The sequence below is a fragment of the Limosilactobacillus sp. genome, from assembly GCF_022651205.1.
Classification (GTDB): domain Bacteria; phylum Bacillota; class Bacilli; order Lactobacillales; family Lactobacillaceae; genus Limosilactobacillus.
Genome location: NZ_JALCQI010000002.1, coordinates 65,651 through 79,235, shown reverse-complemented (window position 1 = coordinate 79,235; position 13,585 = coordinate 65,651). Strand labels below are relative to the sequence as shown.

The 13,585-nt window shown below is 40.7% G+C and carries 15 protein-coding genes and 1 other RNA gene; 13 read left to right on the top strand and 3 right to left on the bottom strand.

Annotated features, from left to right (window positions below; all coding sequences use genetic code 11):
* Positions 1-186: 186 nt before the first annotated feature.
* From nrdF to nrdH, 3 genes are all read right to left on the bottom strand, one after another.
* Positions 187-1,206, bottom strand: coding sequence for a class 1b ribonucleoside-diphosphate reductase subunit beta (gene nrdF, locus LKJ51_RS01205; RefSeq protein ID WP_291978641.1), 1,020 nt, complete (start codon positions 1,204-1,206; stop codon positions 187-189).
* 108 nt (positions 1,207-1,314) lie between these two features.
* Complete coding sequence (gene nrdE / locus LKJ51_RS01200) at positions 1,315-3,486, bottom strand: class 1b ribonucleoside-diphosphate reductase subunit alpha (protein ID WP_291978642.1); 2,172 nt, start codon at positions 3,484-3,486, stop codon at positions 1,315-1,317.
* A 144-nt stretch (positions 3,487-3,630) separates the two neighbouring features.
* Positions 3,631-3,861, bottom strand: a complete 231-nt coding sequence (nrdH, locus tag LKJ51_RS01195) for a glutaredoxin-like protein NrdH (protein ID WP_291980042.1) — start codon at positions 3,859-3,861, stop codon at positions 3,631-3,633.
* Between the two features lie 243 nt (positions 3,862-4,104).
* On the opposite strand from nrdH, the gene tadA reads away from it, so the two are divergent.
* From tadA to LKJ51_RS01130, 13 genes are all read left to right on the top strand, one after another.
* Positions 4,105-4,623 carry a tRNA adenosine(34) deaminase TadA gene (tadA, locus tag LKJ51_RS01190; protein ID WP_291978644.1) on the top strand — a complete coding sequence of 173 codons (519 nt, stop codon included), beginning with the start codon at positions 4,105-4,107 and terminating at the stop codon, positions 4,621-4,623.
* A gap of 25 nt (positions 4,624-4,648) precedes the next feature.
* An RNA gene (gene ffs / locus LKJ51_RS01185) (signal recognition particle sRNA small type) lies at positions 4,649-4,746 on the top strand.
* 136 nt (positions 4,747-4,882) lie between these two features.
* A complete protein-coding gene (dnaX, locus tag LKJ51_RS01180; RefSeq protein ID WP_291978645.1) occupies positions 4,883-6,721 on the top strand; it encodes a DNA polymerase III subunit gamma/tau in 1,839 nt (612 codons plus the stop codon).
* 16 nt (positions 6,722-6,737) lie between these two features.
* Positions 6,738-7,046 (top strand): YbaB/EbfC family nucleoid-associated protein, encoded by a 309-nt coding sequence (locus tag LKJ51_RS01175; protein ID WP_003717548.1) that lies wholly within the window; start codon positions 6,738-6,740, stop codon positions 7,044-7,046.
* A gap of 2 nt (positions 7,047-7,048) precedes the next feature.
* The gene (gene recR, locus LKJ51_RS01170) at positions 7,049-7,648 is read left to right on the top strand and encodes a recombination mediator RecR (protein ID WP_291978646.1); all 600 of its coding nucleotides are present in this window, start codon (positions 7,049-7,051) and stop codon (positions 7,646-7,648) included.
* Between the two features lie 6 nt (positions 7,649-7,654).
* Positions 7,655-7,906 (top strand): YaaL family protein, encoded by a 252-nt coding sequence (locus LKJ51_RS01165; RefSeq protein ID WP_291978647.1) that lies wholly within the window; start codon positions 7,655-7,657, stop codon positions 7,904-7,906.
* Between the two features lie 10 nt (positions 7,907-7,916).
* The gene (tmk, locus tag LKJ51_RS01160; protein WP_291978648.1) at positions 7,917-8,558 is read left to right on the top strand and encodes a dTMP kinase; all 642 of its coding nucleotides are present in this window, start codon (positions 7,917-7,919) and stop codon (positions 8,556-8,558) included.
* Between the two features lie 29 nt (positions 8,559-8,587).
* The gene (locus LKJ51_RS01155) at positions 8,588-8,911 is read left to right on the top strand and encodes a cyclic-di-AMP receptor (protein ID WP_291978649.1); all 324 of its coding nucleotides are present in this window, start codon (positions 8,588-8,590) and stop codon (positions 8,909-8,911) included.
* An 18-nt stretch (positions 8,912-8,929) separates the two neighbouring features.
* Entirely contained in the window at positions 8,930-9,934 is a 1,005-nt protein-coding gene (gene holB, locus LKJ51_RS01150; protein WP_291978650.1) for a DNA polymerase III subunit delta', read from the top strand.
* Between the two features lie 11 nt (positions 9,935-9,945).
* Positions 9,946-10,299 (top strand): DNA replication initiation control protein YabA, encoded by a 354-nt coding sequence (locus LKJ51_RS01145; RefSeq protein ID WP_291978651.1) that lies wholly within the window; start codon positions 9,946-9,948, stop codon positions 10,297-10,299.
* Between the two features lie 10 nt (positions 10,300-10,309).
* Complete coding sequence (rsmI, locus tag LKJ51_RS01140; RefSeq protein WP_291978652.1) at positions 10,310-11,176, top strand: 16S rRNA (cytidine(1402)-2'-O)-methyltransferase; 867 nt, start codon at positions 10,310-10,312, stop codon at positions 11,174-11,176.
* Between the two features lie 11 nt (positions 11,177-11,187).
* On the top strand, positions 11,188-11,940 hold the full coding sequence (locus tag LKJ51_RS01135; RefSeq protein WP_291978653.1) for an acyl-[acyl-carrier-protein] thioesterase: 753 nt from the start codon (positions 11,188-11,190) through the stop codon (positions 11,938-11,940).
* A gap of 127 nt (positions 11,941-12,067) precedes the next feature.
* Complete coding sequence (locus LKJ51_RS01130; RefSeq protein ID WP_291978654.1) at positions 12,068-13,585, top strand: exopolyphosphatase; 1,518 nt, start codon at positions 12,068-12,070, stop codon at positions 13,583-13,585.

Below are 13,585 nucleotides of genomic sequence, written 5' to 3'. Positions count from 1 at the left end.
TTCGCCTTTTGGCAACTAAAATGTAATCTATTTAGATTGGTTGAATTATAATTCACAATAGTATAAAAACGTTAATTAATGAATAAAATTATTAAATGTTCTATATTGAACAGAATAAAAAGCCACAGGATTGTCGTCAATCAATGGCAATTCTGTGGCTTTTAAACTATTTAATTGTTGTTATGATTATTCTTTATCGTTCTTGTCCTTTGAAGCGTTTGGATCGGCGACATTATAATCATCGTCGTTCATTGCTTCGACTGCACCAAGTCGATAACCGTTACCAACTTGGCTAAAGAAATCATGGTTAGCAGTTGATGTTGAAATCCCATTCATAACAACTGGGTTAACATCTGAGGCCGTATCAGGAAAGAGTGGATCTTGACCGAGATTCATTAGTGCCTTATTAGCATTGTAACGAATGAAAGTTAACACATCTTCTGTCCAACCAACTTGATCGTAAAGCAGGTGGATGTACTTTTCTTCGTTATCGTATAATTCATACAAGAAGTTGTACATCCAATCCTTCATATCCTGTTGTTGCTTTTCAGTCCGGTCGTGCATTCCAACTTGGAACTTGTAACCAATGTAGGTACCATGAACCGATTCATCACGAAGAATTAACTTGATAATTTCGGCAACGTTATTTAGTTTGTTGTGGCCTAAGTAATAAAGAGGGGTATAGAATCCAGAATAGAAGAGGAAAGTTTCAAGGAAAACGTTAGCAACCTTCTTCTTTAGTGGATCCTCTTCAGGGTCACGGTAAATATTTGCGATTTGAACAGCTTTGTTTTGTAAGTATTCTTCTGAATCAGACCAGTCAAAGATTTCACTAATTTCTTCTGGAGTGTTCAATGTTGAGAAAATGGTTGAATAACTCTTAGCATGAACTGATTCCATGAATTGAATATTATTTAAGACGGCAGTTTCATGTTGCGTCTTAACGTCTTGCTTTAAAGCAGTTAGTCCAGCTTCAGATTGAACGGTATCAAGAAGGGTCAAACCACCGAAGACGTGGCCGACAGTCCATTGATGGTCAGTATCAAGTTCGCGCCAATCATCTAAATCGTTAGAAACAGGGATTCGTGTATCAAGCCAAAACTGTTCAGTTAGCTTTTCCCATGTTGCTTTATCAATCATATCGGAAACTTCATTCCAATTGATCGCTTTATATTCTGTCAAAGGTTTATATTCTTCAAGCTTCATTTATTAGGCTCCTTATTCACAATCAAACAATATTTAAGACGTAAATTCTTAAAATTCATATAAAATTAAGTTTAGCAAGCATTGGTATGAAAATCAATTTAATCCGGATTAGATTACACAACTTTCACATTGATTTGCACCAATTTCATCGTTGTCATCGGTGAATGTTCGGACATAGTAAATTGACTTGATTCCCTTCTTGTAGGCATAGTGACGAAGAATATTCAAGTCACGCGTTGTCATCTTGTTTGTCCGCCCGTTCTTCCATTCATAAAGGCCATCCGGCATCGTTGAACGGACAAAGAGAGTTAAGGATAGTGACTGGTCAACGTGTTGTTGTGCTGCGGCGTACGTATCAATTACTGTCCGCATGTCCATGTCATATGCAGAACGGTAGTATGGCATGGTGTCATTTGAAAGGTATGGTGCAGGATAGTAAATCTTACCGATCATCTTTTCTTGACGTTCTTCGATCCGGTTAATGATTGGGGTTAGACTAGCAGTTGAATCATTAATGTAGGAAGTTGATCCATTTGGGGCAACCGCAAGTCGATATTCATTATAGAGACCATCTTGCATAACGTCCTTTTTAAGCTGTTTCCAGTCATCAATAGTTGGAATGTGGATGTTTGCAAAAAGCTTCTTTACAAGGTCAGATTTTGGCCCCCAATCTTTGTTTACATACTTATCGAAGTAGGAGCCATCAGCATACGTGCTCTTTTCAAAGTTATGGAATGTTTCGTGACGTTCCTTAGCAATCTCGTTAGAAGCAACTAATGACCAGTAGTTAAGCAACATGAAGTAGACACTGGTAAATTCAACGGCAACCGGACTACCATATTGAATATGATTCTTAGCCAAGTAACCGTGAAGACCCATTGCACCAAGGCCAATTGAGTGGCTTAGTTCATTTCCCTTCTTAATTGAAGGAACAACATCGAGGCTTTCCACGTCACTAATCCGGGTGAGGCCACGAACGATTGCCCGAATTGATCGACCGAAGTCTGGTGTGTTCATCATATTTGCAATGTTCGTTGAGCCTAAGTTACAACTAATATCAGTCCCAAGAGTTTCGTAGCTTTGATCATCGGCAACGACAGATGGAGTTTGCACTTGGGCAATCTCTGAGCAAAGGTTACTCATTACGATCTTGCCGTCAATTGGATTGTCACGGTTAACGGTATCAATATTGATGATGTATGGGTAACCAGACTCTTGTTGAAGCTTACTGATTTCGTCTTCAAGATCCCGAGCATTGAGTTTCTTCTTATGAATCTCATCATTAGCAACCATGTTGTCATATTCTTCAGTAATATCAACGTATGAGAATGGCTTGCCATATACTCGTTCAACGTCGTATGGACTGAAGAGGTACATATCTGCGTCTTTTTCAACTAGCTCATAAAACTTATCAGGAACTGTGATCCCAAGGGAAAGGGTCTTCAACCGAATCTTTTCGTCGGCATTTTCCTTCTTTGCTCCAAGAAATTCAATGATATCTGGGTGGAAGACGCTCAGGTAGACAACCCCAGCACCTTGCCGTTGACCCAACTGGTTGGAGTAAGAAAAGCTGTCCTCTAAGAGTTTCATTACTGGAACAACACCGCTAGCCGCATGTTCGATCTTCTTAATTGGTGCACCAGCTTCACGGAGGTTACTAAGGTTGATCCCGACACCGCCACCAATCTTAGAAAGTTGAAGAGCTGAGTTAATTGTCCGTCCGATCGTGTTCATGTTGTCTGTTGGCTGAATGGCAAAACAGGAAACAAACTCTCCCCGGCGTTTTCGCCCAACATTTAGGAAGGTTGGAGTAGCTGGTTGATAGCGTTGGTGGATAATTTCATCAGCAAGGAGCATTGCTAATTCTTCGTCACCATTAGCTAAGTACAGGGCATTCATTGCAACACGATCAATGTAATTTTCCAGGTAGTGTTCCTTATCGTTAGTTCGGAGAGCGTACTGAGCGTAGAATTTATAAGCAGCCATAAACGAATGAAAATGGAAATCCTGCTTTTTTAAGTAGTCATATAATTTTTCGATAAATGCATCACTGTACTTATCCATAAAGCCATCTTCAATGTAGTCGTTATCCTCTAACCACTTATAACGAGCGGTTACGGATGAAAACTGCTTAGTATTTGGCTTAACGTTATTTTCAATGAAGTCCTTTAATGCCGCTTGATCTTTATCCAACTGAATCTTACCATCCTTTGGAATGTTAACTTCATTGTTAAGGTCATAATACTTAACCTTTGTTAAATCGATGTCAGACAGTGCCATGTTTATTTCTCACTTTCCATTAAATATTTAAAAATTGCGAATAAAAAAAGTGGTTGCGATAAAAATAACTTCTATCACTAACCACCCTAGAATCACTCAACTCAACATGAATGATCGACGAAAAAGTTTCTTGCGATTAGTTCATTAAATAGCTTGAGTTAATTTGTTTAATTCGTCAGGACGGAAACCAGAAAAGGCATTTCCGTTTGGTAATTTAACAACAGGTGTTGCCAAAAAGCCCTCTGACTTCAAACTATTAATGAATTCGGGCTGTTCATCAATATTGTGTTCAACAAAATTGATATTGTGGGCCTTTAAGAACTTCTTGGTCATTTTGCATTGGATGCAATTATTTTTTGAAAATACGGTAACCATTTTGATCTCCTCACTCGTCTTATTGATGTTTTCTAGTATAGCGATATTTTGTAAAAAATCAATGAAAAAATGCTATATATTGTGTAATCTTAAATAGTGAAACACAATATATAGCATAAGTAATCAGCGGTTAAGTATGTGAAACTTTTTGATTTATTTCTCGATAAATGATAAATTGTTCAACAACTTAAATATTATACACTGAAAAGAGAAATTTAACATAAGTAAAAAGGAGAATTTTGGATGAGGGAACAAGTAATAATTCCTCAAGAAGAACAAGAAAAATTTATGAAGGCAGCGATTGCTGAAGCTAAAAAGGCCGAACTCCTAGATGAGGTGCCAATTGGAGCAGTAATAACTCATCAAGGAAAGATTATCGGTCGGGGACATAATATGCGGGAAAAATTTCAAGATGTTACATACCATGCTGAGATGTTAGCGATTATGGAAGCATGTTCGACTTTGCATAGCTGGCGGCTTGAGGATTGTGACCTATATGTAACCCTCGAACCCTGTATGATGTGTAGTGGGGCAATCGTTAACGCCCGAATTCGGAATGTCTTTTATGGGGCAACAGACCCCAAAGCAGGAACCGTAGATAGCTTGTACCACTTGCTTGATGATGACCGGTTAAATCATCAGGTTTATGTAACTTCTGGAGTTCTTGGTGAACAATGTAGTCAAATGCTGAAGGACTTTTTTCGTGCAGTAAGAAAAAAGCGAAAACTAGCACGAAAAAAGAAAAAGACTGGTAATTCATAGAAAAGTGTTGTATGATACTACATGCCGTAAGGCCTTAGAGCAAGGGTATGCTTACGAACCGTGTCAGGTCCGGAAGGAAGCAGCACTAAGTTTGATGTATCTTGTGCTCTAAGTTTTTTTAGAGATTAAACATGAGGTCAGGAAGTTTTTCTTGGCCTCTTTATTATTTTCCAAATAAATTAATCCAAATTATTTTTCTTTAGTTAAAAGCTAGTATAATATTAAATAGCATCAAAAATTACGGAAAGGAAGCTGATTAATGAGTTATCAGGCACTGTATCGTGTTTGGCGTCCACAACGATTTGATGACATGGTTGGTCAACAGGTTGTTACACGGACATTGAAGAACGCCATTATTACTCACCAGATTAGTCATGCCTACCTCTTCGCTGGGCCACGGGGTACTGGGAAGACTTCTGCGGCTAAGATTTTTGCTAAGGCGGTTAACTGTCATCATTCTCAAGATGGCGAGCCATGCAATCAATGTGATACTTGTAAGGCAATTACTAATGGCCAGTTGAATGATGTCATTGAAATTGATGCCGCATCAAATAATGGTGTGGAAGAAATTCGTGATATTCGGGATAAGGCCAAGTATGCACCAACGCAAGCGGACTATAAGGTTTACATTATTGATGAAGTGCATATGCTTTCAACTGGAGCCTTTAACGCCTTGCTTAAGACATTGGAAGAGCCACCTGCTAATGTGATTTTTATTTTGGCAACGACGGAACCCCATAAGATCCCGTTGACGATTATTTCACGGGTTCAGCGGTTTGATTTTCGTCGGATTACTGCTACTGATTCATTTGGACGAATGAAGTACATCCTGGATCAGAAAAAAGTAAAGTATGACGAGAAGGCTCTTTGGGTGATTGCCAATGCTGCTGAAGGGGGAATGCGGGATGCTTTGAGTATCCTCGATCAGGTCCTTTCCTTTAGTGATAATCAGGTTGAACTTGATGATGCATTACTAGTTACGGGTAGCGTTACCAAACAACTTTTGAAGCAATATTTCTTAGAAGTATGTCAAAACAAGAGTGCTTCAGCATTGGAGACAATGAAGAAGATCCTTAACGAAGGAAAAGATGGTCAACGCTTTATTGAAGATTTGATTTCATTTATCCGTGATGTGTTGCTGTACCAGGAATCACCAGAATTAATTAAGGTTGAAAGTACTGGACTGAAGGATGAGGACTTCGTAGAGTTAAGTAAGGCAGCATCCTCAACAGCTCTTTACCGGATGATTGATGATTTGAATAACATCCAAATGGAAATGCGGTTCACAACTCATCCAGATGTTTATTTGGAAGTTCTGACTGTTAAGCTCTCTCAACCGGATACTGAAAGAAGGGTTGAGACTGGACCAGAGCAGTCACAGGTTAATGGTGCAAAGGTTCAGGGGGATGTTGAACAACTTCAAGCACAGATCAAGGCTCTTCAGCAGACGGTTAAAGAACTCCAGCAAAACGGTAGCGTAGTTAATAAGCCTGCAAAGAGTGTTGCTGCTAAACCGGTAAAAGAGCAACCACGAGTGAAATCACGGAATAACCGGGTCAACTTGCACAAGGTTTATCCTGTGCTTGGCGCGGCTACCCGTCAGGATCTTGCTAAGATGAAGGATTTATGGAGTGACATGCTAAACATGTTGAGTGTTCCTCAACGGTCGTTATTACATGTTTCTCAACCAGTAGCAGCTAGTCCTGATGGGATTATTGTGGCTTTTGATTATGCCTTCCTTTTTCAACAGGCAACTGATGATGAAGCGTTAATTAAGGCGATGGAAGATGGCCTTCAGCGATTGAGCGGTGATGAACGAAAAGTTGTGTTTGTCCCGAAAGATCAGTGGCCACAGATTCGGCGAGAGTATATTCAGAGTCATGGCCTTGGTAAGAACGGTCAAACACAACAAAAAGCTCAACCCGAAAATAGTGAGCAACGGTCTGCACCGGCAAATGCCGTAACTCCAGTGGAGGAGACCGCACCAACAGAGCAGGCACCCGCTCAAGAAGAAGCCAAAGAAAAGCCACAAAAAGATGTGGTTGCTACTGCCCAAGAACTATTCGGTAGTGATATTGTTAAGGTAGAAAATAATTAAAAAGGAATGATAGATTATGATGAACGGAATGAACATGCAACAAATGGTTAAGCAAGCTAAAGAAATGCAAAAGAAAATGATGGCTGAGCATGAGGAACTTGCTAAGCAACAATTCGTTGGTCAAGCACCAGATGGAATGGTTACTGCAACCTTTACTGGTGATAACAAGTTAGTTAACCTTGAAATTAAGCCTGAAGCTGTCGATCCAGATGATATTGATATGCTTTCTGACTTGGTCTTAGCAGCCGTTAATGATGGGATGAAGAAAGTTAACGATGCTACCCAAAGTACGTTGGGTAAGTACACTCGTGGCTTGGGGATGTAAGAGTGCAGTACCCAGAACCACTGGCAAAGTTAATTGAAAGTTATACCAAACTACCGGGTATCGGTCAAAAGACAGCTACCCGGCTAGCTTTTTATACACTGACAATGCAGGATGATGACGTAACGAACTTTGCTAAATCTCTACTATCAGCCAAGCGTGATCTTCATAAATGCAGTATTTGTGGCAATATTACTGAGGATGATCCATGCCCGATTTGTCAGGATAAGACCCGTGATCGTTCGCAAATTCTTGTGGTTGAACAATCACAAGATGTGATGGCAATGGAGCGGATGCATGAGTATCATGGTCTGTATCATGTTCTAAATGGTGTAATTTCACCCGTTGCGGGGACTGGTCCAGAAGACATCAACATTACCAGTTTGCTAGACCGCTTGAAAAAAGATGATGAAGTTAAAGAAGTTATTATTGCAACCAATGCGTCGTCTGATGGTGAGTTAACTGCTAGTTATCTTGCTAGGTTAATTAAGCCTGCTGGAATTAAGGTGACAAGATTGGCTCATGGCCTTTCAGTTGGTGCTGATATTGACTATGCAGATGAAGTCACTCTGTTTAAAGCTGTTCAAGGACGAACGGAGATGTAATTAACCATGCTTTTTCATCATCGTAACCAAGAAGAAGTTAAGCAAGAGCGTGAACAGCGGCTATTAGATTTGATCTATGAAACCAAGGCTAGTTGGGATCACGCCAAGGAAACGGAACGAGCGGTTTATGAAGCTAATGCAAGTACCGAGCTTCATTATCGGACTCGCTTGCAAGAACAAAAGTACCTTTATCTTTATCGTTTAGCACGAAAGTTTAAGGTTCATGGTGAACTAAACCGGGGAGTTATCGATCGTTAGGAAGAGGAGAATGACAGGAAAATTTATTTCATTTGAAGGGCCAGACGGTGCTGGGAAAACCAGCGTAATGGCTCAGATTCAAGCCGATCTTGAACAGCAACTTGGCAAAGCAAGGGTAATGTATACCCGCGAACCAGGTGGTAACCACATTTCAGAGCAGATCCGGAGAGTCTTATTCGATAACCAAAACACCGATATGGATGGTCGAACAGAAGCATTATTATTTGCGGCTGCTCGGCGACAACATATTGTGTCGGAAATTATCCCGGGATTGAAGAGAAATCAAGTAATTTTATGTGATCGGTATGTCGACAGTTCAATTGCTTATCAGGGCGCCGGACGTCATTTAGGTGAGCAAGAGATTTGGCAAATCAACCAATTCGCAATTGATGGCCTGTTGCCTGATCTGACGATTTACCTTGATGTTGAATCTGAACTTGGTTTACGGAGAATTGCTGAACACCGTTCTGATCAAGTTAACCGGTTAGATAAGGAGCAATTAAGCTTCCATAGAACGGTTCGCAAGTCATACCTTCGTCTTCAACAAGAGTCTCCAGAAAGAATTAAACTGATTGATGCCGGTCAACCATTAGATAAGGTAATTAATGACGTTAAGCAAACGATCCACACAAAGTTTCCCGACTTATTTTAGGATCGTGACATAGGGAAAGGTGATTTATTATGAAAATGATTATTGCAATCGTCCAATCAAAGGACAGTAACCGTCTTCGGAAAGCATTTGCTAGTAACCATATTCAAATGACCCAGCTTTCAACAACTGGTGGTTTCCTGCGTGAAGGGAACGCAACCTTCTTGATTGGGGTTGAAGATGAACGGGTACAAGATGTTCTTGACATTATTAAAAAGAATGCGAAGTCTCGTGAACAATACGTTACTTCACAAATGCACATGGACGTAGAGGGCGGTTCTGCCTTCCCTGTTAACGTCCGTGTTGGTGGTGCGACTGTATTCGTAATGCCGGTAGATCAGTTCCATAAGTTTTAATTAAGCGGGTGAGGATAAGTGGCTGACCAATTGCAAGCAGAGAGTTTACAACCCCTAATTATTAAGCAGTTGCAAACCGTGATGAAAAATCATGAGCTTGCCCACGCATACCTTTTTGTTGGTCCAACGGGAGCGGGGAAGAGTGAACTTGCCAAATGGCTAGCGCTTCGTCTTTTCTGCCTTCACTTACACGATGGTAAACCCGATCTTACTTGTCCCGAATGCCAGCGGATATTAAGCGGTAACCATCCTGACGTTGTTGTTGCCAAGCCGGAAGGACGACAGATAAAAGTTGATGAAATCCGCCATTTGAAGGATGAATTTACGAAGAGTGCTGTCGAGGGTAACCGGAAGCTTTTTATCATTCACGATGCCGAGAAGATGACTAATAACGCGGCTAATAGTTTGCTGAAGTTTATTGAGGAACCAGGCCCAGGCATCTATATCCTGATGCTGACAACGAATAAGAGTGCTGTTTTACCAACAATTCGGTCCCGAACCCAAGTAATTGAACTTCAACCATTACCACGGCAAGAGCTTGAAAAGGTATTAGAAGAAAACGAGGTTCCGCGAACTGAACGGACTGTTGCCATTGGTCTTACTGATTCGGTAAGTGAAATTTTAGAATGGCGGAAAGACGACTGGTTAAAGCAGGCAATTACGGCAATTTCGTTATGGTACCGTCATACGAGTAAGGGGAACATGCTTGGCTTTGTTGATATCCAAGCTGAAATTATGCGGTTAGCTTCTGATCGGCAAAAGCAACAGCTCATTTTAGATCTAATGGCATTAATTTGGCGTGACACCTTATTAATTGCTAACGGAATAACGGATGAACATGATTTGCATTTCTTACAGGATCAGGATTTATTAAGGGCAACTGCGCATAATTACTCGGTGAGTGCGCTGTTAAGTATTAGTCAGGAGACATTGACTGGTCGGCATCTTTTGGACCAAAATATTTCATTTCAGAACGTGGCGGAACAATTAACAATCAAAATCGTTCAGACGCTTTCAGCATAGGGGGAATTACAATGAGTGAACATAGTAATCCAAATAGTATTTATGATCGTTTCGCTCAGGTGACTAAGCAGACGCATGATTTAGTTGCCAATATGGAACAACTCCAGGCTCAGGTAACTGAACTGATGGAAACTAATGCTGAACTTTCAATTGAAAATGATCATTTACGGACGATGTTAAAGAAGATGCACCAACAAAAGCATGATGATGACCATCTTTCTGGATCGCGTGAGAATCTAAAAAAGTTGTATCAACAAGGATTTCATGTTTGTAGTGAATACTTCGGCAAACGGCTTGAGCAGAATGAGTCGTGTACCTTCTGTTTAGATACAATTTTTGGTCACGAGCAACCAACGATTAAGTAGGGGGGAGAATATGCAACAGGTAAGTAGTTTTCAAAATCAGGAGACGGGGATGCTTTATCTTGTACCAACACCAATTGGTAATCTAGATGATATGACATTTCGGGCAGTCAAGGTCCTAACAGAGGCCGATTTGATTGCCGCTGAGGATACCCGTCATACGCAGCAACTTCTTAACCATTTTGATATTCATACCCCTGAAATTAGCTTTCATGAACATAATACCGAGCAGCGGATTCCAGAATTAATTAAGAAGTTAGAGGACGGCTTAACAATCGCTCAATGTAGTGATGCGGGGATGCCATCAATTTCTGATCCCGGCAAAGAACTAGTTGCCGCCGCCGTTAAAGCGGGAATCCCGGTGGTTCCATTACCAGGAGCTAATGCTGGACTAACCGCGTTGATTGCTTCAGGACTCGTCCCACAACCTTTTTACTTCTATGGTTTCCTCGAACGGAAGCATCAGCAGCAGGTTCAAGAGTTAGAACAACTTCGGAATCATCCGGAAACGATGATCTTTTATGAAGCACCACACCGGTTAAAAAAGACGCTTAAGGTGATGGCAGAAGTCTTTGGTGATGATCGTCAGGTAGTTTTAGCACGTGAGCTAACAAAGCGGTACGAAGAATTTGGCCGGGGAAGCCTAGCGGAAATGAACCAGTATTACGGTGATCACCAACCTCGAGGGGAATATGTTGTTCTTGTCGCTGGTAATCCTCATCCTGATGAACAAGAAACGGCAGAAGAATCTGGAACCCCAATTCAGCAAATTGATCGCGCAATTAGTGACGGCTTGTCGACAAATGCAGCAATTAAATTGGTTGCCAAGAAGAATAAGCTGAACCGTCAAGAACTTTATAAGCAGTATCACAATATTTAGGAGCATTAAGAATGAATCTACAACAATCGGCACAGGTATACGAAATTCCTCATCAAATTACATATTACGAATGCAATGAGTTGGGGCACCCAACGTTAAGTATGGTAATGAGTATGTTAGCGGTTGTTGCAGATGAACAGAGTGATGCTTTAGGGCTAACCAATGAGGTGATTCAGGGAACTGGTGGTACCTGGGTGATCGTTAGTTTTAACGGAAATCTCGATTTACACGCTCTTAATGTTGGTGACACGGTGATTCTGGGAACACGGGCAACTGGTTATAATCGTTTCTTTGCAACCCGTGAATTCTGGCTCCGTGATAAGGATGGTCAGAAAGAATATGCTCGTGTGACATCATTGCTTGCCTTTATGAATCTGACAACCCGAAAAATGGAGGCAATTCCGGATAAGTTAATTACAGCTTATCAAGCACCCCAGGTCACAAAGGTACCGCGTGGGAAACGACCGAAACGCATCCCTGCTGATGCTGAAGTGATGGGGAAGCAGTATCATGTTCGCTACTTCGATCTTGATGTTAACCATCACGTTAATAATGCTCATTATTTTGACTGGCTCCTAGATCCACTTGGTGAACGGTTCTTAACAAGCCACCAGTTGACATCATTTTCAATCCAGTATCGCCACGAAGTTCGGGCTGATCATGATATTGATAGTGAATATGTTATGGCAACACCACTTAATAGTTGTCACCGAATAACAAATAATGGGGAGCTTTGTACTTTAGCGGAATTTAGCTGGAAGTAACAGTAAAGATTAATCAATTAAAGGGTCTAGAATGGTTTTTTCGATCATTCTAGACCTTTTTCGCACTCGCTTTTTCTTTATAAATGGTAGACTTAAAGTTGAAAGAACATTGAGGGGTGATTGAAAAATGAAAAGTTCGTTGACGGCAGTAATTTATTTACAACCGGACCAGATTTTTTTGCGGATTATTGAGCTCCCAAGCTTGAAGATTGTCAATGATGTTCGCTCAGGACAGTTTGATATTGGTGAAAATGGTAAAACTGCTAATTATAGTGAAAACATGGCGGCGATTACTGATAATATTGAAGGATTTAAGGAACTAATTAGCGATTATCACATTGATAATATTAAGTTCTATGGTGCTTATGAAGACATGGATAGCGTCACCGCAAGCTACGTCGGTGATCAACTAAATGTTCGGACCGGGTTAAAGATTGAATGGTTAAACAATAACCAACTGATGGCACAGTCGATGAGCTACATTGTTGACCAGTTACCAGAGTTTAAGAAACTTAGTAAGCATTGTCTCTATATTTTGAGCATTGGCCTAGATAATTCGACATTGGCATTTTTCCACCATGGTAATTTTGAAACCTCATGGGAAATTGATCTGGGTGGAGCACAAATTCACCGGCTAGTTAACCAATTGCGGCAGACCACCACTAACCCGACAGAGATTATTCAGGATTATATTGGGAGTAAGTTAGGCTATTTGGCTCCCGAACTGACTCGGCAAAAGAAAACAACGATGATTATTCAGAATGCACCATCGTTAGCTAAACGGTACATTGAAAAGCACCAAAAACTTGGTGAAATTGATCGGCAAAAATTCCGGGAAACGTTCGATCACCTGTTAATTCCTCAAGATCGGTACATGTATAATAACGATATCGATTCGGCAATTGCTGAGGACGAATACATTTTGCCAAACTATTTGGTGATCGCTAGAATGGTCGACTTGATTAATCCAACTAACCTCTACGTCACCGATCTTTCAATTATGGATGGGTTAGCAAATGGAATTGCCACCGGAAATGATGTTTCAAGAATCACCGTAAATAAAATGATTCAAACTTCGGCAGACAATATCGCACAACGTTACGGAATTGACTCTCAGCACGCTGAATTTGTTAAGAAGTACGCCTTACAATTTTTCGACGAATTACGACCAATTCACCGCTTGAGTAACCATTATCGTCTATTACTCGAAGTGGCAGCAAAAGTCGATGACATTGGAAACTTTATTAATCAGCAGGGACACTATCGTCATTCAGCATATATTCTGGAGGCAAACCCGCTAATTGGTTTATCGGATGAAGATAATTTAATTATTGCGGAGGTTGCCCGTTATCACAGTGCCGAGAGTCCTAATGTTAGTCAGTCACACTATCGTCACCTGGATGAGGACATTCAGATGCCGGTTGCAAAGCTAGCTGCGATTTTACGATTAGTTGACTCGCTTGATGATTCCCGCCAGCAAAAAATTAGTAGGATTCAATTAAAACTGAAGGGAGATCGACTGATTATCAAGGCAACTAGTTCAGATGATCTAGTACTGGAAAGCTGGTCATTTAGTCAAAAGTCACAATTATTTAACGATGTCTTTGGAATTAAGCCAGTATTAAAAGAAAAAGAGGGTCGGTAG

Coding starts and splice junctions, on each gene's coding strand:
- nrdF (WP_291978641.1), bottom strand. CDS start 1,206: ATGAAGCTTGAAGAATATAAACCTTTGACAGAATATAAAGCGATCAAT.
- nrdE (WP_291978642.1), bottom strand. CDS start 3,486: ATGGCACTGTCTGACATCGATTTAACAAAGGTTAAGTATTATGACCTT.
- nrdH (WP_291980042.1), bottom strand. CDS start 3,861: ATGGTTACCGTATTTTCAAAAAATAATTGCATCCAATGCAAAATGACC.
- tadA (WP_291978644.1), top strand. CDS start 4,105: ATGAGGGAACAAGTAATAATTCCTCAAGAAGAACAAGAAAAATTTATG.
- dnaX (WP_291978645.1), top strand. CDS start 4,883: ATGAGTTATCAGGCACTGTATCGTGTTTGGCGTCCACAACGATTTGAT.
- LKJ51_RS01175 (WP_003717548.1), top strand. CDS start 6,738: ATGATGAACGGAATGAACATGCAACAAATGGTTAAGCAAGCTAAAGAA.
- LKJ51_RS01165 (WP_291978647.1), top strand. CDS start 7,655: ATGCTTTTTCATCATCGTAACCAAGAAGAAGTTAAGCAAGAGCGTGAA.
- tmk (WP_291978648.1), top strand. CDS start 7,917: ATGACAGGAAAATTTATTTCATTTGAAGGGCCAGACGGTGCTGGGAAA.
- LKJ51_RS01155 (WP_291978649.1), top strand. CDS start 8,588: ATGAAAATGATTATTGCAATCGTCCAATCAAAGGACAGTAACCGTCTT.
- LKJ51_RS01145 (WP_291978651.1), top strand. CDS start 9,946: ATGAGTGAACATAGTAATCCAAATAGTATTTATGATCGTTTCGCTCAG.
- rsmI (WP_291978652.1), top strand. CDS start 10,310: ATGCAACAGGTAAGTAGTTTTCAAAATCAGGAGACGGGGATGCTTTAT.
- LKJ51_RS01135 (WP_291978653.1), top strand. CDS start 11,188: ATGAATCTACAACAATCGGCACAGGTATACGAAATTCCTCATCAAATT.
- LKJ51_RS01130 (WP_291978654.1), top strand. CDS start 12,068: ATGAAAAGTTCGTTGACGGCAGTAATTTATTTACAACCGGACCAGATT.